Annotated in this window: 24 protein-coding genes; 7 read left to right on the top strand and 17 right to left on the bottom strand. The window is 69.4% G+C overall.

All coding sequences use genetic code 11. The features are described 5' to 3' along the window. Nucleotides 1-82 precede the first annotated feature (82 nt). From OO71_RS17070 to OO71_RS17060, 3 genes are read left to right on the top strand one after another with little or no spacing between them, the layout of a single operon-like run. A complete protein-coding gene (locus tag OO71_RS17070; protein WP_033290722.1) occupies nucleotides 83-409 on the top strand; it encodes a 2Fe-2S iron-sulfur cluster-binding protein in 327 nt (108 codons plus the stop codon). Then, the gene (locus tag OO71_RS17065; protein ID WP_033290721.1) at nucleotides 406-1,125 is read left to right on the top strand and encodes an FAD-dependent oxidoreductase; all 720 of its coding nucleotides are present in this window, start codon (nucleotides 406-408) and stop codon (nucleotides 1,123-1,125) included. The genes OO71_RS17070 and OO71_RS17065 overlap by 4 nt, the downstream gene beginning before the upstream one ends. Continuing rightward, nucleotides 1,122-2,285: a cytochrome P450 gene (locus OO71_RS17060; protein WP_033290720.1), complete on the top strand. Its 1,164-nt coding sequence runs from the start codon at nucleotides 1,122-1,124 to the stop codon at nucleotides 2,283-2,285. The genes OO71_RS17065 and OO71_RS17060 overlap by 4 nt, the downstream gene beginning before the upstream one ends. Before the next feature lie 4 nt (nucleotides 2,286-2,289). On the opposite strand, the gene OO71_RS17055 is transcribed toward OO71_RS17060, so the two are convergent. The 10 genes from OO71_RS17055 to OO71_RS17010 all read right to left on the bottom strand — a co-directional run bounded on the left by OO71_RS17055 (nucleotide 2,290) and on the right by OO71_RS17010 (nucleotide 11,726). Next, the gene (locus OO71_RS17055; protein ID WP_033290719.1) at nucleotides 2,290-2,844 is read right to left on the bottom strand and encodes a dihydrofolate reductase family protein; all 555 of its coding nucleotides are present in this window, start codon (nucleotides 2,842-2,844) and stop codon (nucleotides 2,290-2,292) included. Between the two features lie 64 nt (nucleotides 2,845-2,908). Next, entirely contained in the window at nucleotides 2,909-3,832 is a 924-nt protein-coding gene (locus OO71_RS17050; RefSeq protein ID WP_084144997.1) for a sigma-70 family RNA polymerase sigma factor, read from the bottom strand. Between the two features lie 45 nt (nucleotides 3,833-3,877). Beyond that, entirely contained in the window at nucleotides 3,878-4,528 is a 651-nt protein-coding gene (locus OO71_RS17045) for a fasciclin domain-containing protein (RefSeq protein ID WP_033290717.1), read from the bottom strand. Between the two features lie 69 nt (nucleotides 4,529-4,597). Further along, nucleotides 4,598-6,106: a molybdopterin-dependent oxidoreductase gene (locus OO71_RS17040; RefSeq protein ID WP_051791640.1), complete on the bottom strand. Its 1,509-nt coding sequence runs from the start codon at nucleotides 6,104-6,106 to the stop codon at nucleotides 4,598-4,600. 42 nt (nucleotides 6,107-6,148) lie between these two features. Beyond that, nucleotides 6,149-6,613 (bottom strand): RidA family protein, encoded by a 465-nt coding sequence (locus tag OO71_RS17035; RefSeq protein WP_033290715.1) that lies wholly within the window; start codon nucleotides 6,611-6,613, stop codon nucleotides 6,149-6,151. Then, entirely contained in the window at nucleotides 6,610-7,554 is a 945-nt protein-coding gene (locus tag OO71_RS17030; protein WP_033290714.1) for a threonine ammonia-lyase, read from the bottom strand. Before OO71_RS17030 ends, OO71_RS17035 begins: the two co-directional genes overlap by 4 nt. After that, complete coding sequence (locus tag OO71_RS17025; RefSeq protein WP_033290713.1) at nucleotides 7,551-8,669, bottom strand: FAD-dependent monooxygenase; 1,119 nt, start codon at nucleotides 8,667-8,669, stop codon at nucleotides 7,551-7,553. Before OO71_RS17025 ends, OO71_RS17030 begins: the two co-directional genes overlap by 4 nt. Nucleotides 8,670-8,682: 13 nt before the next feature. After that, nucleotides 8,683-10,134 (bottom strand): APC family permease, encoded by a 1,452-nt coding sequence (locus OO71_RS17020; RefSeq protein ID WP_156096331.1) that lies wholly within the window; start codon nucleotides 10,132-10,134, stop codon nucleotides 8,683-8,685. Between the two features lie 70 nt (nucleotides 10,135-10,204). After that, the gene (locus OO71_RS17015; RefSeq protein ID WP_051791638.1) at nucleotides 10,205-10,930 is read right to left on the bottom strand and encodes a GntR family transcriptional regulator; all 726 of its coding nucleotides are present in this window, start codon (nucleotides 10,928-10,930) and stop codon (nucleotides 10,205-10,207) included. Nucleotides 10,931-10,949: 19 nt separating this feature from the next. Beyond that, nucleotides 10,950-11,726, bottom strand: a complete 777-nt coding sequence (locus tag OO71_RS17010; protein ID WP_162186078.1) for an alpha/beta fold hydrolase — start codon at nucleotides 11,724-11,726, stop codon at nucleotides 10,950-10,952. A gap of 209 nt (nucleotides 11,727-11,935) precedes the next feature. On the opposite strand from OO71_RS17010, the gene OO71_RS17005 reads away from it, so the two are divergent. Beyond that, nucleotides 11,936-12,328 carry a cupin domain-containing protein gene (locus OO71_RS17005; protein ID WP_033290857.1) on the top strand — a complete coding sequence of 131 codons (393 nt, stop codon included), beginning with the start codon at nucleotides 11,936-11,938 and terminating at the stop codon, nucleotides 12,326-12,328. Between the two features lie 104 nt (nucleotides 12,329-12,432). Further along, complete coding sequence (locus tag OO71_RS17000; protein WP_084144994.1) at nucleotides 12,433-13,752, top strand: outer membrane protein assembly factor BamB family protein; 1,320 nt, start codon at nucleotides 12,433-12,435, stop codon at nucleotides 13,750-13,752. Here the strand turns inward: OO71_RS17000 and OO71_RS16995 are convergent. The 7 genes from OO71_RS16995 to OO71_RS16965 form a co-directional block, all read right to left on the bottom strand. Then, complete coding sequence (locus tag OO71_RS16995; protein ID WP_051791637.1) at nucleotides 13,742-14,899, bottom strand: TetR/AcrR family transcriptional regulator; 1,158 nt, start codon at nucleotides 14,897-14,899, stop codon at nucleotides 13,742-13,744. The two genes, OO71_RS17000 and OO71_RS16995, sit on opposite strands and share 11 nt — an antisense overlap. Nucleotides 14,900-14,966: 67 nt before the next feature. Further along, a complete protein-coding gene (locus tag OO71_RS16990; RefSeq protein WP_033290710.1) occupies nucleotides 14,967-15,797 on the bottom strand; it encodes an SDR family NAD(P)-dependent oxidoreductase in 831 nt (276 codons plus the stop codon). 5 nt (nucleotides 15,798-15,802) lie between these two features. Then, a complete protein-coding gene (locus tag OO71_RS16985) occupies nucleotides 15,803-16,186 on the bottom strand; it encodes a MaoC/PaaZ C-terminal domain-containing protein (RefSeq protein WP_245633688.1) in 384 nt (127 codons plus the stop codon). Continuing rightward, nucleotides 16,183-16,641 carry a MaoC family dehydratase N-terminal domain-containing protein gene (locus OO71_RS16980; RefSeq protein WP_033290708.1) on the bottom strand — a complete coding sequence of 153 codons (459 nt, stop codon included), beginning with the start codon at nucleotides 16,639-16,641 and terminating at the stop codon, nucleotides 16,183-16,185. The genes OO71_RS16985 and OO71_RS16980 overlap by 4 nt, the downstream gene beginning before the upstream one ends. Nucleotides 16,642-16,644: 3 nt before the next feature. Next, nucleotides 16,645-17,829 carry a lipid-transfer protein gene (locus tag OO71_RS16975; protein WP_033290707.1) on the bottom strand — a complete coding sequence of 395 codons (1,185 nt, stop codon included), beginning with the start codon at nucleotides 17,827-17,829 and terminating at the stop codon, nucleotides 16,645-16,647. Between the two features lie 470 nt (nucleotides 17,830-18,299). Further along, nucleotides 18,300-18,917: a TetR/AcrR family transcriptional regulator gene (locus OO71_RS16970; RefSeq protein WP_051791636.1), complete on the bottom strand. Its 618-nt coding sequence runs from the start codon at nucleotides 18,915-18,917 to the stop codon at nucleotides 18,300-18,302. After that, nucleotides 18,910-20,148 (bottom strand): CaiB/BaiF CoA transferase family protein, encoded by a 1,239-nt coding sequence (locus OO71_RS16965; RefSeq protein ID WP_063740073.1) that lies wholly within the window; start codon nucleotides 20,146-20,148, stop codon nucleotides 18,910-18,912. The genes OO71_RS16970 and OO71_RS16965 overlap by 8 nt, the downstream gene beginning before the upstream one ends. A 148-nt stretch (nucleotides 20,149-20,296) precedes the next feature. On the opposite strand from OO71_RS16965, the gene OO71_RS16960 reads away from it, so the two are divergent. Both OO71_RS16960 and OO71_RS16955 read left to right on the top strand, forming a co-directional pair. After that, nucleotides 20,297-21,295, top strand: a complete 999-nt coding sequence (locus tag OO71_RS16960; protein ID WP_033290706.1) for an ABC transporter permease — start codon at nucleotides 20,297-20,299, stop codon at nucleotides 21,293-21,295. A gap of 45 nt (nucleotides 21,296-21,340) precedes the next feature. Next, on the top strand, nucleotides 21,341-22,417 hold the full coding sequence (locus OO71_RS16955; protein WP_051791635.1) for a sugar ABC transporter substrate-binding protein: 1,077 nt from the start codon (nucleotides 21,341-21,343) through the stop codon (nucleotides 22,415-22,417). The last annotated feature ends 39 nt before the right edge of the window (nucleotides 22,418-22,456 follow it).

The following is a 22,456-nucleotide window of genomic DNA, read 5'->3' as shown; positions in this document are numbered from 1 at the left end:
ATTGATCCTGCGAAACTACTGCTTTTCAGCAGTCCGCCGGTGGCCGACGCTGGACGGAACGACCCGAGGAGGTGTCCGGACAGTGCCGAAAGTGACCTTCCACCGCGACGGAGCTCCGGCCGAAACCGTGGCCGCGGAGCCGGGAACGAGCGTGATGCGGGCCGCGGTCCGCATCGGCGTGCCCGGCATCATCGGCGAATGCGGCGGACAGGCGATGTGCGCCACCTGCCACGTCTACGTCCGGGAGCCGTACCTCGACGCGCTGCCTGGACTGAGCGAGGACGAGGACGCGATGCTCGACTTCACGGTCGCCCCGCGCGATCCGCGGCGCAGCCGGCTCGGCTGCCAGCTCCCGCTGGGCGGCGCGCTGGAGGAGCTCGAGGTCGACGTTCCGGCGGGCCTGGAATGACCGGCTCGGTGGTGGTCGTCGGGGCTGGTCGGGTTGCGGACTTGTTGCGCAGCAAGGGTTACCGCAGGCAGCAGGTGGTGGTGCTGGACAGTGACGAGGAATTGCCGTACACGCAGCTGGTTCTGGCGACCGGTGCGGTCACCCGCCGCCTGGTGGTCCCCGGGATCGACCTGGCTGGTGTGCACGAGCTCCGGACCCTCGCCGATGCCCGGAAGCTGCGGCCGAAGCTGGTCGCTGCCCGGTCGGTTGCCGTGGACGGTGCCGGGCACGGCGGGGTGCAGGTCGCGGACTTGTTGCGCAGCAAGGGTTACCGCAGGCGCGTCACTCTCGCCGACCCGGTGCTGATCGGGGTCGAGGTCCGGCCGCGGGGCGACCTGGCGTGGGCGGCGGGGTTGGCAGTTGACGACGGAATCCTCGTCGACGAGCCCCTTCGGGCGGCGGATCCCGTGGGTTACGCCATCGGTGACTGTGCTGCCTTTCCGGCCGGGGTCGGTCGGGCCTGGCTGGAGTCGGTGCAGAATGCGACCGCGCACGGCAAACACGTCGCCGGTCTCGCGCGGCCGGACGACGGAGCCGCGGTGGACGTTCCCGTGCAGTGTTACCGCGACGGCCGCCTGGTCGCGGGCAAGTCGCTCAACCGCCTGGCCGATCATCTTGCGGCGCGCCGGGCGTTGGATCATGCCGACCTTTCATCGTCGCAAAGGAGTGCCCGATGAGCGTTGCCCCCACCGCGGACTGGGTGGACCCCGCCGCGATGCTGCGTGACCCGTACGACACCTACGATCGGCTGCGCGAGCTCGGCCCGGTGGTCTGGGTTCCGCCGCTGAATCGTTACCTCGCAACGACTTTCGAGGCCTGCCGGGCCATCGAGACCGACCAGGAGACGTACTCGGCGAACGTCAGCGGAGCCACCATGACGCGGGCGTTCGGGGCGCCGCCGATGCTCCGCAAGGACGACCCCGAGCACGCGGCCGAACGTGGTCCGATCAACCCGGTCCTGCGGCCGAAAGGTGTCCGGGAGACGTGGGTCCCGGTGTTCCGGCGCAATGCCGAGACCTTTCTCGCCGCGCTGGTCGAGCGCGGTCCGGCAGAGGCCGACCTCAATCGCGACTACGCCGCCCCGCTGGCCGCGCAGAACCTCGCCGACCTGCTCGGCCTGCGCGACGTGCCGCACGAGGACATCCGCCGGTGGTCGCACGCGTTCATCGCGGGTATCGGCAACCTCGCTGACGACCCCGAACTCTGGGCCCGCAGTGATGCCGCCCAGCGAGAGGTCGACGAGCTGCTCGACGACCTCATTCCGCACTACCGGGCGCATCCCGACGGCTCGATGACGTCCGCGCTGGCGAACAGCGAGCTGTCCGATGCCGCCGTCCGGGCGAATGTGAAGCTCACGATTTCCGGCGGGATGAACGAACCGCAGCACATGATCACCAACCTGGTGTGGGCGTTGAGCGCGCATCCGGACCAAGCCGACCCGGCCGGATGGAGCGCCGCTTTCGACGAGACCGTCCGCTGGCTGTCGCCGATCGGGATGTACCCCCGCGAGACGACCAGGGACACGGTGCTCCAGGGCGTGGACCTCCCGGCCGGGGCCGCGCTGGGGGTGGCGATCGGGGCGGCCAACCGCGATCCGGCGGTGTTCGAGCGTCCGCACGAGTTCGACGTCGCCCGTCCGAAACGCGCCCACCTGGCCTTCGGCAGCGGCGTCCACCTGTGCGCGGGCCACTGGGCGGCGCGGATTTCCGTCGGCGAGGTCGCGGTGCCGCTGCTGTACGACCGTTTGCCGGGGCTCCGCACCGACCCGCGCCGGGCGGTCCGGTGGGACGGCTGGGTGTTCCGTGGTCTGACCGCTATGCCGGTGACCTGGGACTGAGCGCTCAAGCCCCGCGCGTGTACCGGGAGAGGATCGCGGCCCCGGCCGGTTCCGTCGCGACGCATTCCAGGTGTGTCGGCGTGGTTCCGGCGGGGAAGAGCCGCTCGCCGGTGCCCAGGACGGTCGGGAAGGTCAGCAGCCGGTACTCGTCGATCAAGTCCTTGGCCTGCAAGGCGTGTACGAGACGCACGCTGCCCGCGATCACGATGTCGCGTTGTTCCCGTTCGACCGCCTCGACCAGGTCGCCGTCGAGGAGGGACGAGTTCTGCCACGCGCTCAGGTCGGTGAGCGAGGTGCTCGCGACCAGCTTGGGGACGGCGTTCATCCGGGTCGAGAACGGGTCGTCGCGGTGTGGCCAGAGCCGGGAGAACAGCTGCCAGGTGGCGCGTCCGAGCAGGAGGACGCCGTGGTCGAGGGTGCTGCCGAGCTGGAACTTGTCGCCCGCGACGGTGGCCGGGCCGTGCCGGAACGCCCAGCCGCCGCCGGGGGTGCCTGTCGAGCCGTCGGGGTCGGAGACGATGCCGTCGAGGGTGACGAATTCGATCACGATGACGCTCATGAGGGGTCCTTTCGGTCGTTGCTCACCGGTACTTACCGGCGGCCCCGCCCGGACTCATCGGTGCTCACGAAGAAATTTCCGGCGGCAGCCCGAACGCCTCGAACACCCGCGGATCGGCGAACACGACGTTGTGCGCGATCCGCCCGCCGGTGACGGTGAAGACCTGCAGCGTGTGCAGCCGGTGGTCGGGCGTGTAGGCGGCGAAGGCGGGCTGTCCGTTGGCGGTGAGCGGCCGGACCGACCAGCTCCGGCCGCGCAGGTCGAACACGCGCTGCATGAACCGGCCGTAGTCGTCGCGGCCGCGGTACCAGAGCGGGACCGGGGGCATCTCCAGGACGGCGTCGTCGGTGAGCAGCCGGACGAGACCTTCGACGTCAGCGGCCTCGAACGCCCGGACGTACCGTTCGATCACCGCCTGCACCTCGGGGTCGTCCGGCTCGGCGATCTCGTCCATCTCACCGACGTCGGCGAGTGTGACGCGGGCCCGTTGCAGCGCGCTGTTCACTGCCGGAACGGTGGTGTCCAGCTGCGTCGCGACCTCGGCCGCGCTGAACTCCAGCACCATCCGCAGCACGACGACCGCCCGTTGCCGCGCGGGGAGCGTCTGCGTGGCCGCGACCCAGGCCAGCCGCAGCCCGGCGCGCGTGTCCGTTTCGAGCCGGGAGTCGGGAAATGGTTGCAGCCACGGGATGTCGAAGGCCGGTTCGAGCGGCGCGCCCGGATCGTCGCTCGGCGCCCCGAGCCCGGACGGCAGCGGTCGCCGCTTCCGGCCTTCGAGCGCGGTCAGGCAGGTGTTGGTGGCGATCCGGTACAGCCAGGTCCGCACCGAGGCCCGCGTGCGGTCGTAGCGATCGCGGGCTTTCCAGGCCCGCAGCATGGTTTCCTGCACGAGGTCCTCGGCTTCGTGGAACGAGCCGACCATGCGGTAGCAGTAGGCGGCCAGCTCACCCCGGTACGGCTCGAAGTCCATGCGCACATCATGACTCATCCGCGCGGACGGGCCCGGCACTTTTCGCGCCGGGCCCGTCGGGGGTCAGTTCGTGCCCGGAGTGAGGACCTTGTCGATCACGAAGACGGTCGCGTTCTTGGTCGGGATGTTGCCGCACAGGATCTTGGCGCCGTTGACGGTCAGGTTGTCGCCGGAGCCTTCGATCTTCAGCGGGCCGCCGGACGCGTTGAGCGACGTCAGGGTGCCGGCCTGCGCGAGACCCTTGGCGTCATACCGCTTGCCGACCACGTGGTACTGCAGGATCGGCGCGAGCTGACCCGGGTTGCCAGCCAGTTCCTTGAATTTCGCGTCGCCGAGGGCGTTGAAGGCCGGGTCGGCCGGGGCGAAGACGGTGATGGCCTGCTGGCTGTTGAGCGTGTCGACCAGGTTGGTCGCCTTGACCGCCGCGACCAGCTTGGTGAGCAGCGGGTTCGTCGACGCGGCGCTGGCGACCGGCTGCGGGCCCATCGAGTCGAGCGAACCCGGTGCGCTGCCCTGCGGGAGCTGCGAACAGGCGGGGCCGAAGACCTGGTCGTTGGTGGTGACGCCGGTATCCGCGGCGGGCATCGGCGACGACGAAGGCGAAGGCGAGGGCGACGGTGCGGCTGCCGGAGCTTTGTCGTTCGAACCACTGCTGCAGGCGGTGAGCGCGATGGCGGCGACAGCACCGATTCCGGCGAGGCGAAGGGACTTCACGGTAGTTCTCCATTCTGCGTGGGTGTACGGGGGATTCGGTGCCGGTCGCGGTCCGGATGGGTCACTCGTTCAGGTGGCGATGAACGTGGTGGAATGCCAGCCGGTGGCGCCGTCCGGGACCGTTCCGGCGCGGGCCGCGGTCTGCACGTACCCGGTTTTGTCGGTGGCACGCACGAAAACCTGATGGGTACCGGGTTTCACGGCGATCTGCGTCCACCACATCCGCCACGTGTGCACGTTCACCTCGGCGGACAGCGTCGCCGGTTGCCACGCGCCGTTGTCCACCCTGATCTCCACCGCCTCGATCCCGCGATGCTGCGCCCACGCGACGCCGGAAATCCGCACGGCTCCGGCGGGAACGGTGGCGAAACCGCGTGGCGAATCGATTCGCGACTGGGTCTTGATCGGCGCCTGTTCGCCCCATCCGCGGCGGAGCCAGTACGCCTGCCGTGCTTTCCAGGTGGTGACCTCGATGTCGACCACCCATTTCGTGGCCGACACGTACCCGTACAGCCCGGGCGTGACCAGCCGCGCGGGAAAACCGTGTTCCAGCGGCAGTGGTTCGCGATTCATCCCGATGGCCAGCATTGCGCCGCGTGAACGATCGAGCGCCGCCGCGACCGGGGTGCCGGACGTCCAGCCGTCCACGCTCGTACAGAACAGCTGCTCCGCGCCGGGCCGCACGCCGGCTTCGGCCAGCAGGTCGGCGAGGTCGACGCCGATGAAGTCCGAAGTGGACACATAATCACCGCCGACCTCATTGGACACGCACGTCATCGTCACCGTGCGTTCCACGAGCGGCCGGTCGCGGATGTCGCGATAGCGGTAGCGCATTTCCCGCTCGACCATGCCGTGGATACGCAGGCTCCAGTCCTCGGCGCGGACCTGCGGGACGGAAAGCGCCGTGTCCACGCGGTAGAACTGCGCATTCGACGTCCGGAACGGTGGCGTGCCGAGCTTGGCGAAATCCGCGTCCGCCGGGATCGGGGGCGCGGCGACCGCGGGTACGAGCGGGCCGATCGCGTTCCGGGAAGCCGACGCGTCCCGGGTCCCGCTGAGCAGCTGACCCGCGCCGCCGAGCACCCCGGCTCCGGCCACCGCGCCGACGCTGCCGAGGAGGAACGTGCGCCGGGAGGCATCCGTGCTCCGCGGGGCAATCCGGTGCAGCAGAAGGAAAACCGCCACCCCGGCGACGAGACTGGCCAGGGGGGCCAGCAGCGCGACCACCGTCAGGTCGGGCCGGGAGTACACCGCCACCCCGCCGACCAGCCCGAACCCGGCGACGATCACCACCCCCGGCCACGGCGACCGCCGCGACAGCAGGCCCGCCGCCGCGGCCACGAGCAGCAGCAGCACCGCCATGCCGCCGAGCAGGACCGCCTTGTCGTACGTGCCGAACGTGCGGACGGCGAAGTCCTTCACCGGCAGCGGGGTGAGGTCGATCGCGCTGTTGCCGACCGCGAGGTACGGCGAAGCGTTGCCGTTGATCAACGCCGCGACGAGTTGCCCGGCGGCCAGCGCCGCGAGCAGGGCCAGCACTCCGCAGAGCGCCGCTGCGGGCCTTCGCGTGGTGGTCATGCCGGGTATTCGGAGGAGACCCGGCTGCGGATGGGTGCGGCGCTAGCCGTTTTGCAGGGCTACCACTGCCTCCACTTCCGTCGAGATCCCGAACGGCAGCGACGACATCCCCACCGCGGAGCGGGCGTGTGCGGCCGCGTCGCCGAACGCGGTGGTCAGGACTTCGCTCGCGCCGTTGGCCACGAGGTGGTGTTCGGCGAAGTCCGTGGTCGCCTTCACGAACACGAGCAGCTTGAGAATTCCTTGCACGTGGCCGAGTCCGCCGATCTCGGCGGCCAAAGTGGACAGTGCGCTCACCATTGCCAGCGCGGCCGAGCGGTGGCCGTCCTCGACGGTGAGGTCCTCGCCGAGGCGGCCGGGCAGGACTGCTTTGCCGCCGTCGAGGGCGGCGTGGCCGGAAACATAGGCGACGCCGTCGTCGATGCGCACCGGGACGTAGCCGCCGACGGCGGGCAGCGGTGGTGGCAGCACGAATCCGGCTGCGGCCAGGCGGTCTTCCGGGGTCATGAGGGCCTTTCGTCGAGGAGGGTACGCAGGGTGGCGAGATCGAGGTTGCCGCCGGAGATCACGCATACGATGGGTCCATTACCGGCCTTACCGCTCAGTGCTGCGGCGAGCGCGGTCGCCCCGGCACCTTCCGCGACGACCTTGGTCGTTCCGGCCAATGCTCGGACCGCGGCGGCGACCTCGTCCAGCTCGACCACGATCGACCCGTCGAGCAGGGAATTCGCGAGCTGCCACAGGTCCGGCGCGACCCGCGGGCTGCCGATGCCGTCGACCCAGCTTGCGACGTACCCGCTGTCGGCCGGGCCACCCGCTCCTAGGGCGGCGGAAAACGCCGCGGACGTCGACACTTCCGCCGCCAGCACCCGGACCCGCGGGTTCCGCGCCTTCACCGCCGCGGCGATGCCAATGCTCAGCCCGCCGCCACCAAACGGGACCACCACGGTCGCCACTTCCGGTACTGTGGCAGCGATTTCCAGCCCGGCAGTGCCGTTGCCCGCCATCACGCGCGGGTCGGCGAACGGGTGTACCAGCGTGCCGTCGTGCCCGGGTACGACGCCGGTTTCCATGATCTGCCACCAGTCCGCGAACGGGACCCGGACGACCTCGGTTCCCCACTCCGCCAAGGCGTCCGTCTTGGCCCGCGGCGCATGCTCCGGGACCACCGCAGTGCACTTGATCCCCAGCCGGTGGGCGAGCCACGCGGCCGCGCGGGCCATGTTGCCCGCGCTCGGCGTGACGATCCCGCGGGCGCGTTCCTCCTCGGTCAGCGAAAGCACGGTGGCGGCGGCTCCGCGGATCTTGAACGACCCGGTGGGCAGCAGATTCTCCAGCTTCAGCCGGATCGGGATCGCGCCGGGCCACTCGACGACGGGCGACTGCGGAACATACGGGGCAATACGTTCCGCGGCCGCCTCGATGTCGGCAATTTCCGGCCCTTTCATACGGTTCCGGCCGGGGTGAGCGGGAAATTTCGGTTACGCTCGGCGAGGGCTTCGGCGGTCGCGGGAATCATGAAGTCCCGTGCTTCCGGCGCGACCCCCTGCGCGAATTCGACGTACGGCCGCAGCTGCTCTTCATACCGGGCAAAACCCGTGCGATGGTCGCCTTTTTCGAGTTCCGCGGCAAGGAAATCCGCACCCAGCATGGCGAGCGACGTTCCGCGTCCGGACAATGGCGACGTCGCGTGTGCAGCGTCGCCGATCAGCACGACCCGGCCCCGCGACCACTCCGGCATCTTGATCTGGCTCAGCGAATCGAAATACACGTCAGGGGCGTCCCGGACGGCCTGGATCAGCGCCGGGACCTCCCATCCGGTTTCGTCGCCGAGTGCCTTCAGCAGCAGGTCTTTCTGTGCATCGGCATCGTGGACGTCGTATTCGATTTCGGGGGAGCGGAACCCGAGATAGCCGACCGTGAAGTCGCCGTAGTTCGAAACGCAGTACTGCCGTCCGGGGGTGTTGAACGTGATGCTTTCCCCGGCCGTCCCGAAATCCGCGGGCAGGTTCACGATGGCGAAATACCCGCCGAGATGCACGCGGAATTCCGGTTCCGGTCCGAATACCGCTTTTCGTACGCTGGAGTGCATGCCGTCGGCACCCACCACGTAGTCGAACCGCTCCCGCAGGCCACCGGCGAACGTCACCTCGACCGCGTCGCCGGTGTCGGTCACGCCCTCGACCCAGTCGCCGTAGCGGAACTCGACCCCGGACGGCACCGCGCCCTGCAGAAGGTCGATCAGCTTGGCGCGGACCAGTTCCACGTCCTCCTCCGAGTCGGTGGCCGCTTCGGCGGGCAGCACCGCGACCGGCCGGGAGTCGCGGTCGACCCAGGTGGTGAACGCGGTCCGGTCGGAGGACTGCACCCGGTTCGCCCGCGCGCCGGCGAGCACGCCCAGCCGCTCGGCGACCCCGAGTGCGTCCCCGCGGATGTCGATCGGCGACCCCGCGCGCCGGAGGTCCGGATTCCGTTCGACGACGGTCACCGTTTCCCCGATTTCGTGCAGCCGGTACGCGGCCGTCAATCCCGCGATGCTCGCGCCCGTGATCAGTACCGACATCCGTTCCTCCCGTTCAGTTTTCGTCGTGCGATTTTTCGATGAAGCCTTCGATACCCGGGCTTTCCGGCGAACGCGCCTGCCGGATGGCGCCGTACACCCCGGCCGCGACCGGGATGAACGGCAGCGCGATGATCAGCGGCGAATCGGTTCCGGTGACCGCCGGGAAGTTCACCAGGATCAGCACCGCGATCACGGTCATCACCACCGCGGAGATCGCCGGGGCGATCCGGCTCGCGAACATCTCGCCGGTGATCCGGCCTCGTGCCCGCGCCACGATGACGCTCACCGACACCGCGATCATCATTGCCATCAGTGAAACCGAGGTGACCCCGGCAATTGCCGGGAAGAGCGTGTGGAACACGTCGACCTGCGCGATCACGAACGGCACCACCAGCACCACCGAGACGCCGACCTGCACGAGCGACGAAAGATACGGCGCCTGGTGCGCACCGGCCGTCTTCGTGAGCGCCGACGGCAGCAGCCCGGCCCGCGCCAGCGCGAACTGGTACCGCACCGCCATGTTGTGGAAAGCCACTGCGGCGCCGAGGAAACTGATCGTGATCAGGATCAGGATGACCCCCGCCGACCAAGTGCCGACGTACTTTTCCGCGGTTCCGGACACCAGCGCGCCCGGGTCGGCGGCGGCCACCTCGGCCGCGTTCGGGAACGCTGCCGCGAGCATCCACGACGACAGCGTGAACACCACGGTGAGGCCGATCAGCGACGCGTACGTCGCCCGCCGGACACTGCGGACGCCGCCGCGTGCTTCCTCGGAATAGATCGTGGACGCTTCGAAACCGGCGTAGCTGAGCAGAATGAACACGAGGCTCACGGCGAGGTTGCCGGAGAACATCTCGTGCGGTGCGAACGGTGCGAGCGTCCAGCCTTCCGGCCGCTGTACCAGCACCGCGACCGCAATCACCGCCACGAACGCGAACTGCAGCAGCGACGACAGCGTGGTCACCTTCTCCGCCGCGGGCAGGCCCCGGCGGGCCATCAGCGCCAGCAGCACGAGCACGACCAGCGCGCCGATCGGCCACGGGATGGTCACGCCGGTGTACTGCTTCATGGTGAGGGAGAAGAAGTACCCGGTGGCCACGGCCATTCCGGCGGACCCCGCGTTGTACGCGATGGTGTTGGCGAACGCGATCGCGGTCCCGGCGGGTTTGCCGAGGCCGAAGCTCACGAATGCGGCCTGCCCGCCCGCACTGCGGACGTAGCGCGCCAGCAGCAGGTAGCCGACGGCGAAAATGCCGAGGAGCACGGCCACGCCGACGAACAGCCCGACGGTGCCGATTCCGGCCCCGGCGCCGAAGCTGATGGCGACATTGGAGCCGAGCGCGGTGAGTGGCGCGGTCGCGGCGATGACCATGAACGTCATGCCGACCGCGCCCATCCGGCGCCCGGTGAGGGTGGTGGTAGGGGAGGTACTGGGTTCGGACGCGACTTTTCCGGTGCTTTCCATGCCGGTCTCCTCGTGCCGGTTCGCGGGATGCGCCGCCCGCACCCCGGCAGTCCGTGCCGAGCCCGCTGGATCAGGGGTGGTCCGGCCCGGTTCCGGTGAACCGGGCGAGGACGAGGTCCCGTGCGGACTCCATGTGCGCGATCGCGAGCGTTCGGGCCCGGTCGCTGTCCCCCTGGTCGATGGCTTGCGCGATTTCCTCGTGCTGCTGGGCGTTGCGGGTCAGCAGCCGCGGGTCGCCGCCCATGGCGAGCCACGAGATGTTGCGCGGCAGGCGGTGGTGCAGCAGTTCCGCCGATTCGACGAGCCGATTGTTGCCCGCCGCTGCGAATACCGTGCGGTGGAACAGGGTGTGCGCCTCGTGCCAGCGGGGCCGGCAGCTGTCCGGGGACGCCTCGTCCGCGCGCAGCTCCGTGACGATCTTCCGCAGCGCCTCGACGCTCTCGAACAGGTTGCCGAGCTGTTCCTCGGTGATCCGGGCGGCGGCGAGCCCGGCGGCGTGCCCCTCCAGCACGCCTCGGACCTCGTGGACCTCGATGATGTCCCGGGTGGACGGGACGCGGATCCGGAACCCGCGGTTGGCCAGCCGCTCGACCAGGCCGACGGCTTCGAGCCTGCTGAGCGCGACCGTCACCGGCGTACGGCTGACGTCGTACTCCTTCGCGATTTCCGCCTGCCGGATCCAGCTGCCTGCGTCGAATTCGCCGTTGTTGATCCGTTCGGTCAGTGATTCCGCGATCGTGTCGACGGTGTGCGCACGGGTGGTTTTCGGGGCGGGTCCTCGGGCCGACGTTGCCATGGTGGTGCTGCCTCCTCGCTCAGCCGGCTGGGTGGTCGAGGACGAAATCGGACACGGTGGCGGCCAGCCGGTCGCGGAACTCGAAGCCGAGACCGTGCCGTCCGCCGTCGAGGGGGACGAGTTGTGCTTGCGGGATCAGGGAAGCGAGCCGGACCGCGCTGTCGAACGGGACGATCGGGTCGTCCGTGCCGTGGATGACGAGCGTCGGCGCCTTGATTTCCGGCAGCCGGGTCTCCACGTCGTGGCCGAGTAACGCCGTCCGCCGTCGCGCTCGCTGTTCCGGCTCGCGCGGGACGAGTGCCTTGGCGACCCGTTCGGGTAGCCCCGGATCGGCCGCGCGGGCGGCATCGCTGACCGACGCGGCGAGCATGGTCGCCGCGTGTTCGTCCGCGGTCATTCCCTTGGCACGAGCGGCAAATCCGGCTAGCACGGGGTACGCCGCCATCGTGGCCACCAGCGTCAGGCTGAGCACCCGATCGGGGGACCGGAGCGCGAAATGCTGCGCGACCGCACCGCCGAAGGACGTGCCGAGCAGATGTGCCGCGGGCAGATCGAGGGTGTCCAGCAGGTCTGCGAGATCGTCGGCGAGGTCGGCCATGCCGTACCCGGCGGGTGCTGCGGCGCCGGTGTCCCGCTGGTCGTAGCTGATCGCGCGGATTCCCTTGCGCAGCACGGGAATGAAGTCGGCGAACTGGCGCCGGTCGCTCTCCGCGCCGTGGATCAGCACGAGGGGAGTGCCGTCGCCGGATACGTCGTACGCGGTGCGGCGGCCACCGGCGGTGACTGTCTGTGCCACGTCGGCCTCCTCGTGCACGCGTTCCGGTGAGATTGCATTCAATCTACGAGCGACTGCGGCCAATGGCAAGAGTCAGATCGTCGAGAGTTTCCCCACGCGTCATGAATAGCCAGGTCAGAAGCTATCTGAACGAGTGCGTGCAACTTGGGGAGATTGCATCTGATCGCAGCGCGTGCCACAGTCGAGGACCTGAGCGAGTGGAGGTCCGCATGTCCGAACCCACCTGGACGACGAACCCGGGCGACACCCTCGTGTTCGAGAACGAGCGCGTGCGCGTGTGGTCGATGACGCTGCCGCCCGGCGGGATGTACGACTTCCACCAGCACTGCCACGACCATCTGATCCTCTGGCCCGACGCCGGGCGCGCCGAGGCGCAGGAGCTCGGCGACTCCGGCTGGGATCTCGAACAGCACGCCGGACGCGGGTTCGCCGGGTTCAAGACCGTCGGCCGCAGCGGCCCGATGAAACCGCACCGGATCCGCAACCTCGAGGACCACGAGGTGACGCACTACATCGTCGAGCTCGTCAGTGAGCCGTCCCCGAGTGAGACCGAGCTGCCGATGGTCACGAACGGGCGGGGCACGTCCGTCGATCGCCGCTGAGCGAAGAACGCCACTTTCGGGGAATCGTGCGCGCGTGGCCGTTTCGTCGGCTAGGTTCCCAGGCAGCTCCGGTCGGGGCAGGTGCTGGGGAGAAAGGCGCACACATGCGGCGGATGATGGTCACTGCGGCCTGCCTGGGGGTAATGGGCACCGCGGTCGCTTGTGGCGGTTCCGGCCTGCCGGGGAAGGGATTTCCCGCCGGGGAGGCGGGTGCGCAACCGTCTGCGTCCAGCGAACCGGCCGCGAAAACGGCCGACCCGCCCACCGCGTTCGACGCCTCCGCGCCGGTTCCCTTGCCCACCAAAGCAGCCCGCGCCAACCTCGGCGGCGGGGTGGTGTCCAACTTCCTCACCTTGCGCGACCGCACCGGGTACATCGTGAGCCCGGATTCGCTGAGCGCGGTCGACGTGCTCACCGGCAAGCAGAAGTGGTCCACCCCGATCGAGGGGGCGGCCGCCGATCCGAACGCCCAGAAGGGTCCGTTCGTGAACCCGACCGGGCCGCGTCCGCCGGTGGTCACCGACAAGCTCGCCGTCGCCGTGGTGCCGGTGCGGGTCCCCGAACAGGGCACCACTCCCGGGTATCTCGCGCTCGCCGTGCTTGCCGTCGATCCCGGCACGGGCGCGAAGGTCTGGCAGGCCACCGTGAAGGTGATCGATGACCAGTACGGTCTCGCCGGGTCGAACTCCACCGTGCACGTCGCCGCCGTCACCGATCAGGCCGTGGTGGCGAGCTACAGCCAGGCGTCGAACGATCGGGCGTACACCGTCGCGCTGGATCCCGCCAGTGGCAAGCAGTTGTGGGAGCGCAAAGACCTCGACGCCGGGAGCGTGAACGGCGACGTCGTGGTGGGCACGGACTACGACGTCGCGGAGAACTCGTCGATGCTCCAGGCCACCGCGCTCGACCTGGCCACCGGCAAGCAGCGGTGGGTCGGCGCCGCGCAGTCCAGCTCGCTGAGCTTCTTCCCGGCCGACCCGGCGCTCCTGGTCGTCACCCGCAAGGACTACAGCGGCGGGCATCCGTCCCTGCTGTTCCTCGACCCGGCCACCGGCGCGGAGAAAGCCAAGTTCGACGGGGAACGCAGCCTGACCCACCTGCCGTACGGCGATTGCCTCTACGACCAGCAGTCGGTGCTCGCCTGCACGTCGAGCGGCGTGCTCACCGGGTACGACGCCAAGACCGCGGCCAAGTTGTGGAGCCTGCCGGACGAGGCCGCCAACCGGGTCGCGCCGGAGGTGACTGCGGCTTGGCATGGCGCACTGTATGGCTATACCAGCAGCAAGAACCCGATTGCGCTTGATGCCAGGACCGGTAAGGACCTGTCGACCGAGGTGGGTATCACGCCGGTGTGGGTGAGCAAGTACGCCGGGGTTGCCGTGGACGACAAGGGCACGCCCACGGCGTATCCGGTCAAGAAGTAGGCCGCTCGAGGATCGCCCGGCCGACCGCGGTGACCACCGCCGGGGTTTCGGGGTGTGCGCGCAGGGCAGGGGTGCGGGCGATGTCGTTGGTGAGGCTGACCGCTGCCTGCACCCGCACCCGCGCGTGGGCCGCGGACAGGTCGGGGCGGGTCCGGCCGAGCAGCCGCGCCCAGTTCGCCAGGTAAGACCGCTGGGCGTCGACCACGATCTTTCGTTCACGGTCCGGCAGATGCGCGGTTTCGGCGATCAGCAGGTCCATGACCTCGTTGTGGGCGAAGGAAAACTCGGTGTAGGACCGCACCAGCCCGGTGAGCGCCTCTTCGTCGCTGCGGGCGTGGTCGAGCACCGCCGCACCGGCCTGGCTGAGCTTTTCCGCGCCGCTCAGCACGATGGTGACGAGGAGGTCGAGCTTGCTGTCGAAATGCTTGTACACGCTCGGCCCGGTGATCCCGGCCGCGGCGCCGACGTCGTCGATCCCGACCGTCCGGTAGCCGTTTTCGGCGAACAGCCGGGCGGCGGCGGTGGCCAGCTCGTCGCGGCGGGTCGGGGGCACCGGCGCCGGCTGGGGGAGCGGCGGTTCGGCCGCGTGGTCGAGCGGGGCCTGCAGGACGTCGTCGACGATGGCGGCCAGCAGTTGCTCGTACTCCGCGCGGGGCAGCTCGATGCGCTGGAACGACACGCTCATCATGCTGCACATCGCCGCCCAGGCCAGCAGACCGGCGGAGAACTCGGGCAGCTCGGGCCGCTGCGTGGTGACCACGCGGGCGATGTCGTGCTGGATCTTCCGGATCTCGTCGCGTAGGTCCGTGCGCAGCTCGGGCGGCAGATGCCGCGCTTCCCGCTGCCAGAGGGCCCCGGCCTGCCGGTGGTCGAGGACCACGTGGGCGAGCGCCACGGCGATGTCCGGCGCCTGGTCGAGCGCCTGCCGGATCGCCGACAGCGCATCGAGGACGACGTGGTGGAGCAGCTCCTCTTTGCCGCGGAAGTGCCGGTACAGCGCGGACGGCCGGACTGCGACCGCGTCGGCGAGGTCGCTCATCGACACGTGTGCGTAGCCGTCGCGGGCGAACAGCTCCGCCGCGGCCCCCATGATCTGCTGCCGGCGGTTGCGCGGCCGGGTGCCGCGCGCCGGCGCGGGTTCGCCCACCTGCACCTCCTCGGGTCGAGCGCTCCGGTCCATCATGGCCGACGCACCGGAGCGCCCGCACCGCGCCTCACAGCACGAAGCCGCCTCCGCACACCAGCGTCTGGCCGCTGATGTAGTCGGATTCGGGCGTGCACAGCAGGTAGACCGCCCCTGCTGCCTCGGCCGGGGTGCCCGCGCGGCCGAGCGGGATGGTCTGTTCCATCGCCGACAGCAGGTCCGGGCTCACGCCGACGCGGATGTTCTTGCCGTCGACGTCGATCGTGCCGCCCGCCTCGGCGGCGGTTTCGGTGAGCCGGGTCTTGATCAGTCCGAACGCGACAGTGTTGACCGTGACCTGGTACCGGCCCCATTCCTTGGCGAGGGTTTTGGTGAGGCCGGTGACGCCCGCCTTGGCTGCCGCGTAGTTCGCCTGTCCGGCGTTGCCGCCGAGACCTGCGATGGAGGAGATGTTGACGACCTTGCGCGTCGGGACCTCTTCTCCGGCTGCACGGGCGCGCTTGGCGGCGGCGGAAATCACCGGCTGCGCGGCACGCAGGATCCGGAAGGGAGCCTTGAGGTGGACGTCGAGGATCGCGTCCCACTGCTCGTCGGTCATCTTCTGGACCACCGAATCCCAGGTGTACCCGGCGTTGTTGACGATGATGTCGAGCCCGCCGAAGGAGTCCACCGCGGTCTGCACGAACCGCTCGGCGAACCCCGCGTCGGTCACCGAACCCGCGCAGGCGACCGCCTGGCCGCCGTCCTTTTCGATGGCGGACACGGTGTCCGCGGCCGGTTCGTGGTCGAGGTCGTTGACCACCACCGACGCGCCTTCCCGGGCGAGCTTCAGCGCGATCTCGCGGCCGATCCCGCGTCCGGAACCGGACACGATCGCGACCTTGTGGTCCAGATTTCCCATGTGGTTCAAGCCTTTCCGGGGAGTTCGACGACCGCGTCGCCGGTGAGGGTGACGGTGCCGTCGGCGAGCGCGACGGTCAGTTCGAGCGTGGCCAGCCCGTCCTCGACCGCGGTGACCCGGCCGGTGCAGACCGGCTGGCCGTGCACCGGGGTGATCGCGGCGAAGCGGACGCGGTAGCTGCGGATGCGGTCCTGCGGGACGTAATTGGTGAGCAACCGGCCGAGGTAGGCCATCGACAGCATGCCGTGTGCGAAGACGTCGTCCAGCCCGGCTGATTTCGCGACGTCGAGATCCACGTGGATCGGGTTGTGGTCGCCCGAGGCACCGGCGAAGAGCGCGAGCGTGGTGCGGGAGATGGGCGGCAGTTCCAGCGCAGGGAGTTCGGTCACGATTTCACCGTCGGGTTCCGCACGACGAGCACTGACTTGAGGTCGGCGACCGGGGTCCCGTCGGCCTGGAGTACCGCGGTCTCCTTGACGACGAACTCCAGTGCACCGCCCTTTTTCTGGTAGGCGTCGGCAATGCGCGGGTGGGCGACGAGCGTGTCACCGGCGTGTGCGACGGCGTGGTAGGTGAAGGACTGCTCGCCGTGCAGGAGGTGGCGCAGGTCGACGCCGATGTCGGCGAGCCAGGCGAACGGGTCGGGCTGCTCGAACTCGATGCCGAAGAGAAACGTCGGCGGCACCGGCAATTCCGCGTGGCCGGCTGCTTTTGCCGCTTCGAGGTCGGTGTACACCGGGTCGGTTTCGCCGATCGCCTTGGCGAAGAACCGCAGCCGTCCCGCGTCGACGGCGAGCGTGCACGGCGGCAGCTCGCGCCCGGCCACAGCGGGGTCGATCGGCACCGGTCAGCCCACCTTCTCGTACAGCGTGACGACCGCGGCGCCGCCGAGGCCGATGTTGTGCTGCAAAGCGAGGTTGACGTTGTCGACCTGACGGGCTTCCGCGTCGCCGCGCAGCTGCCACACCAGTTCGGCGCACTGCGCGAGACCCGTTGCGCCGAGCGGATGTCCCTTCGACAGCAACCCGCCGGACGGATTCGTGACGACCCGTCCGCCGTACGTGTTGTCACCGTCGGCGATGAACTTCTCCGCGGTGCCTTTGGGGGTGAGGCCGAGCGCTTCGTAGGAGAGGAGCTCGTTGGCGGTGAAGCAGTCGTGGAGCTCGACGACGCGGATGTCTTCCGGCGCAATGCCCGCCGCCTCGTACACCTGACCTGCGGCCGCTTTGGCCATGTCGTAGCCGACGAGCTTGGTGAGGTCGTTGTTTTCGAACGTGGACGGGAAGTCCGTGGTCATGGCCTGCGCGGCGATGCGGACGTCGGTGCGCAGGCCGTGCTTGCGGGCGAAGGCTTCGCTGGTGACGATCGCGGCCGCGGCCCCGCAGGTCGGCGGGCAGCACTGGAGGCGGGTGAGCGGACCGAAGATGTGCGGTGACGCCAGCACTTCCTCCACCGTGGTCGGCTGGCGGAACACTGCGTACGGGTTGTTGGCCGCATGCGCCCGCGACTTGACAGAGATCGCGGCGAACGTTTCCGGCTTGGTGCCGTGCTTTTCCGCGTACGCCGCCCCGGCGCCGCCGAAATACCGCGGCGCGAACGGCGCGTCGGACTCACCCTGCGCGGCGACCGCGACCTCGTTGAACCGCTCGAACGCACTGGGCCGGTCGTCCCAGTGTTCCTTGAGGGCCCCCCGCTGCATCTGCTCGAACCCGACGGCGAGCACGCAGTCGGCGATCCCGTGCTCCACGGCCTGACGCGCAAGGTACAGCGCGGACGACCCGGTGGAGCAGTTGTTGTTCACGTTGACCACGGGAATCCCGGACATGCCGACGTCGTAGAGCACCCGCTGCCCGGACGTCGAGTCCCCGTAGACGTACCCCGCGTACGCCTGCTGCACGTGCTCGTACCCGACCCCGGCATCCGCCAGCGCGGCCCGCACCGCGGCGGCGCCCATCACGTTGTACGGCGCGGCCTTGCTGGGCGTGGCGAACGGGACCATGCCCACCCCCGCCACGTAAGCCTTCTCCGGCATCGCAAACCTCCCTGGCTAACGGCGATTCACTTAAGCTAACCGCAGTTCACTTAAGATGCAAGGGGCGGTGGTGAGGGGAGGGGGGCGAGGTGGCGCGGCGGGTGGGGCGATGTGGCGGGTTGGCGCAGTGAGTTGGCGCGGACGGGTTGGTGCGGAGGGCGACGCAGTCCGGTGAGTTGGCGCACGGATGGGGTTGGTGCGGAGGGTGACCCGGTGCGGCGGGTTGGTGCAGGACGGGGTTGGTGCGGAGGGCGACGCGGTCCGGCGCGTTGGCGCAGGACGGGGTTGGCGCGGCGGCAAAGGTGCGGGCTCGCGGCGGCGTGCATCGCCGCGGGCGATCGGGTGCCCCGCATGAACCGGGCGTGGTGAGGCGGGCCCCTCCGGTGCCGGTCACGGAAAACGGCAGGTGCGGGAACCGGCAAAACGGTCATGCCGGGACCCGTGGCCGCGCGCAACCCGCCGCAAGGGGGTCAGGAACGGGCGATTGCCGGTTCCTCTCGCAGTAGTTCGCCGTACACGATCATCTCCGTCAGCCTCTCGGCGACCACCTCGGCGGTCAGCTCGCCGTGTTCGCCGTCGAACCACACGTACGTCCAGTTCAGGACTCCCATGATGCCGAACAGCGTCACCTTGTCCGCGCTCCGGAAGACCCCCTGCTCGACGCCCTCCTCGAGCACGCCCTGGAACAGGTTCTCGTATTCGTTGCGCAGCTTGCGGAACTTCCGGGACCGCTCGCCGGTCAGCGCGTGCCATTCCCGGGTGACCACGGTGACCTCCGCGCGGCGGGCGGCGAGGGTCTGGACGTGCTCGATCGCCAGTGCGCGGAGCTTGCCCACCGGGTCGAGCTCGCGTTCCACCACGGCGCGGCCGCGGGCGAGGGCCTCGTCGATGTGCTGTTTCGACAGGTCGTACAGCAGCTCTTCCTTCGACCCGATGTGGTAGTACAGCGCGCCCCGCTTGATGCCTGCCGCGTCGCCGATCTCGGCCACTCCGGTACCGTGATACCCCTTGCGGGCGAAGATCTCCGCGGCCACCCGGAGGATGCGGTCGTGCGTCCCCTCGTCGGCGTCGTCGTGTGGTTTAGGCATCTTTCGCGTGCTCCCCTCGGACCGGACTGTCCCCTTCCGCAGTGTACCGACCAGTCGCCACAGCCCCGGTGACCACGCCGGTCCGGAAGAGGTCCTCGATTTCGGCCGTGGTGAACCCGCTTTCGCCCAGGAGTTCCCGGGTGTGCGCGCCGGGCGGGGTCGGCGGTTGCGGTGGCGCGGCGGGCGTACGGCTGAAGCGCGGCGCGGGCATCGGCTGCGTGATTCCGCCCACGGTGGTGAACGTCTTGCGCGCCATCGGATGTGCGGCGACGGGGGCTTCCGCGAGCGAGAGCACCGGCGCGAAGCAGACGTCCTCGTCTTGCAGCAGCGTGCACCATTCGTCGCGGGGCCGGGTGCGGAAGACGTCCGCGAGCCGCTTGCGCAGGGCGGGCCAGCGGCGCTGATCCCGGTGTCCGGCCAGGAAATCCGCGTCCTGATCGAGGCCGAGCAGTTCCAGCAGCCGGGCGTAGAACTGCGGTTCGATCGCGCCGACACTGATGTACTCGCCGTCCGCGCATTCGTACGCCCCATAGAAATGCGCGCCGCCGTCGAGCAGGTTCGTGCCCCGCGCGTCCGCCCACAATCCCTGTGCGCGCAACGCGTGGATGATCGTCGTGAGTACCGCGGTGCCGTCCACGATCGACGCGTCGATCACCTGTCCCAGCCCGCTCGTCCGGGCTTCGAGCACCGCGGACACCACTCCGAACGCGAGCAGCATCCCGCCGCCGCCGAAATCGCCGACCAGGTTCAGCGGCACCGCGGGCGGTCCGCCCGCCGAGCCCATCGGGTGCAGCGCACCGGCCAGTGACACGTAGTTGATGTCGTGCCCGGCCCGCGCGGCGAGTGGCCCGTCCTGTCCCCAGCCGGTCATCCGCCCGTACACCAGCCGCGGATTCCGTGCGGCGCACACGTCCGGGCCGAACCCGAGCCGCTCCGCGACCCCCGGCCGCATGCCTTCGATGAGCACGTCGGCGCCGTCCACCAGCCGCAGCAGCGCCGCGACCCCCGCCGGTTGCTTGAGGTCCAGCACGATCGACCGTCGTCCGCGGGCCAGCAGGTCGAAGTCCGGCCGCAGCGGGTTGCCTGCCTGCGCGCCGGGCCGGTCGACGCGCACGACGTCGGCGCCGAGGTCGGCGAACAGCATGCCGCAGAACGGAGCCGGGCCGAGACCGGCGATCTCGACCACGCGCAGGCCGTGCAGCGGGCCGGCGGTACGAGGGGTGGGCGTCATGGCTCCTCCAGGCACAGGACATCGGGGTACTAGCCCGATCGGGTGAACGCTACCGACGGCGGGGTTGACTGCCGACGACATCACTGTACCGTTCGGTCGGTACACGCGTACAGACCGATCGATACAGAGCCTGGAACTCGGAGAAGCGATGAGCGGAACCCTCGTGCGGTTGAGGTCTGCCGGAAGAGGCAAGCTGTCCCAGGAACAGCTCGTGGCGCTGGTCGTCGTCGCGTTGTTCGTGGCGTTCGGCGTTGCCCTCGACGGATTCCTGACCGTGAACAACCTGGTCAACCTCGTCCGCAGTGTGTCGTCGCTGGGCATTTTCGGCGTGGCGATGGCCGTGGTGGTGATCGCGCGCGGGATGGACCTGTCGCTCATCGCGTCGATGGGCGTGGCGACCGCGGTGGCGATCCAGCTGATGCGTACCCCGGTCAGCACGCCGGTGGCGTTGCTCGCGGGCTTCGGTGTCGTGCTGATCATGGGGCTGTTCAACGGTTTCCTGATCGCGTTCGTCGAAATCCCCGCGCTTTTCGCGACCCTGGCGTCCGGCTTGCTCGTGTACGGTCTCGCCCGCACGACCATCCTCGACGGCCTCATCGCGGAACTCCCCGGCGACCGGCACTTCGTGCTCGCGCTGGGACAGGGCACGCTTTTCGGTATCCCGGTGCCGATCATCGTCTTCGCCGTGGTCGCGCTGCTGGCGCAGCTGATGCTGTCCCGCACCAAATCCGGCCGCTTCATCTACGCCCACGGCGACAACGCCGGAGCCGCCGCGCTCACCGGGATTTCGGTGCGCCCGTTCACGATTCTGGAGTACCTGGGCAGCGCGACCATCGGCTTCATCGGCGGTCTTGTCACCGCGGGAGCGGTCGGCGGTCTCAACACCCAGGTGATCGACAGCTCGCTGATCTACGACGTGCTGCTCGTGGTGGTGGTCGGCGGGATCAGCCTCGTCGGCGGACGCGGCAGCGTGGCCAGCGTCGTCGTCGGTACCGCGTTGATCGGCGTGATGCTCAACGGCATGACGATCCTGAACATGAACAACCACGAGCAGGACATCGTCAAGGGGCTCATCCTGCTCGCCGCTCTCGTGCTCGACAACCGCCTGCATCCCCGCGACGAGGAAACGGTTCGGCAAGGCGACTGAATCCCCATCGGCAGAACATCCACAACGGACAAGGAGGTCCATCCCATGCGAAAAGCCCATTCTGCAGCGGCCCGGATCGGCGCGCTGGCCGCCGCCGCGGCACTGGTGGCGAGCGGATGCTCGACCGGTGGCGCCGCCGACGCCCCGGCCGCGAGCGGTGCCCAGCTGCCGGCCACCGCCTCGGCCGGGCAGCTCCGGGATCACGCAATCCAGAGCATGAAAGGGAAAACGGCCGCCTTCGTGCCGGTCGGCATGGGCACGCCGCTCACCGAGGAGTGGAACCGGCAGCTCGCGCGCGGGTTCAAGGCCGCCGGGATGAACTACGTGCTGCGCGACCCGAACTGGGACACCGCAAAGCAGGCCGAGGCGGTGCAGTCGCTGATCAACGAGAAGCCCGCCGTGCTGGTGGTGCACAACTTCGACGTGCAGATCCTCGCCAAGCTCATCCAGCAGGCCCAGCAGGCGGGGATCTACGTCATCCAGATCAACATGGTGTCGAACTACAAGTCGGACGCGTTCGTCGGCGCCGACACCATCGACCTCGGCCGCCGCATCGCCACCGACATCGTGACGCAATGCGGCAAGGACACGTCGACGTCGCATGAAGTGCAGATCGTGCAGGGCGACGCCACGTCCGGCTTCACGCTCGACGTGATGGCGGGCGCGAAGGAGGTCTTCGGGCAGAATCCGGAGATCAAGCTCGTGTCGGTGCAGGCGGCGAACTGGGACCGTACCAAGGCCCACGACATCACCGCGACGGTGATCCAGCAGCACCCGAACCTGTGTGCCAGCTGGGGTTTCTGGGACCAGATGCAGTACGGCGCGGCCACCGCGATCAAGGAAGCGGGCAAGATCGGCCAGGTCAAGGTGTTCACGTCCGACCACAGCCAGATCACCTGCGAGGGTGTACGCGACGGACTGTTCTTCGAGTCCTACGGCTATTCCGTGCCGACGCAAGGCAGTGACATCGTCTCGATCGCCAAGTCGCTGCTGCAGTCCGGGCAGGCGCCGGGTACGTCCCGGGTCGCGGACTACACCCCGCTCGTGAAGATCGACAAGAGCAACTGGCAGCAGCCCAACATGTGTTACGACGGCAAGAAAGACGGCCTGACCGTCAGCTGACCCCCGCGCCGGGACACCGCGCGTGCGGTGTCCCGGCAG

This window comes from Amycolatopsis jejuensis, from assembly GCF_000717335.1.
GTDB lineage: Bacteria > Actinomycetota > Actinomycetes > Mycobacteriales > Pseudonocardiaceae > Amycolatopsis > Amycolatopsis jejuensis.
This window is presented reverse-complemented; position numbering and strand designations above follow the sequence as displayed.

Excerpts from the sequence above, each read along its gene's own strand:
- OO71_RS17015 (WP_051791638.1), bottom strand. The coding sequence starts at position 10,930 with ATGGCAACGTCGGCCCGAGGACCCGCCCCGAAAACCACCCGTGCGCAC.
- OO71_RS17030 (WP_033290714.1), bottom strand. The coding sequence starts at position 7,554 with ATGAAAGGGCCGGAAATTGCCGACATCGAGGCGGCCGCGGAACGTATT.
- OO71_RS16990 (WP_033290710.1), bottom strand. The coding sequence starts at position 15,797 with ATGGGAAATCTGGACCACAAGGTCGCGATCGTGTCCGGTTCCGGACGC.
- OO71_RS16960 (WP_033290706.1), top strand. The coding sequence starts at position 20,297 with ATGAGCGGAACCCTCGTGCGGTTGAGGTCTGCCGGAAGAGGCAAGCTG.
- OO71_RS17035 (WP_033290715.1), bottom strand. The coding sequence starts at position 6,613 with ATGACCCCGGAAGACCGCCTGGCCGCAGCCGGATTCGTGCTGCCACCA.
- OO71_RS16955 (WP_051791635.1), top strand. The coding sequence starts at position 21,341 with ATGCGAAAAGCCCATTCTGCAGCGGCCCGGATCGGCGCGCTGGCCGCC.
- OO71_RS16970 (WP_051791636.1), bottom strand. The coding sequence starts at position 18,917 with ATGCCTAAACCACACGACGACGCCGACGAGGGGACGCACGACCGCATC.
- OO71_RS17005 (WP_033290857.1), top strand. The coding sequence starts at position 11,936 with ATGTCCGAACCCACCTGGACGACGAACCCGGGCGACACCCTCGTGTTC.
- OO71_RS17060 (WP_033290720.1), top strand. The coding sequence starts at position 1,122 with ATGAGCGTTGCCCCCACCGCGGACTGGGTGGACCCCGCCGCGATGCTG.
- OO71_RS17040 (WP_051791640.1), bottom strand. The coding sequence starts at position 6,106 with ATGACCACCACGCGAAGGCCCGCAGCGGCGCTCTGCGGAGTGCTGGCC.
- OO71_RS17000 (WP_084144994.1), top strand. The coding sequence starts at position 12,433 with ATGCGGCGGATGATGGTCACTGCGGCCTGCCTGGGGGTAATGGGCACC.
- OO71_RS17055 (WP_033290719.1), bottom strand. The coding sequence starts at position 2,844 with ATGAGCGTCATCGTGATCGAATTCGTCACCCTCGACGGCATCGTCTCC.
- OO71_RS16965 (WP_063740073.1), bottom strand. The coding sequence starts at position 20,148 with ATGACGCCCACCCCTCGTACCGCCGGCCCGCTGCACGGCCTGCGCGTG.
- OO71_RS17065 (WP_033290721.1), top strand. The coding sequence starts at position 406 with ATGACCGGCTCGGTGGTGGTCGTCGGGGCTGGTCGGGTTGCGGACTTG.
- OO71_RS17020 (WP_156096331.1), bottom strand. The coding sequence starts at position 10,134 with ATGGAAAGCACCGGAAAAGTCGCGTCCGAACCCAGTACCTCCCCTACC.
- OO71_RS17050 (WP_084144997.1), bottom strand. The coding sequence starts at position 3,832 with ATGAGTCATGATGTGCGCATGGACTTCGAGCCGTACCGGGGTGAGCTG.
- OO71_RS17025 (WP_033290713.1), bottom strand. The coding sequence starts at position 8,669 with ATGTCGGTACTGATCACGGGCGCGAGCATCGCGGGATTGACGGCCGCG.
- OO71_RS16975 (WP_033290707.1), bottom strand. The coding sequence starts at position 17,829 with ATGCCGGAGAAGGCTTACGTGGCGGGGGTGGGCATGGTCCCGTTCGCC.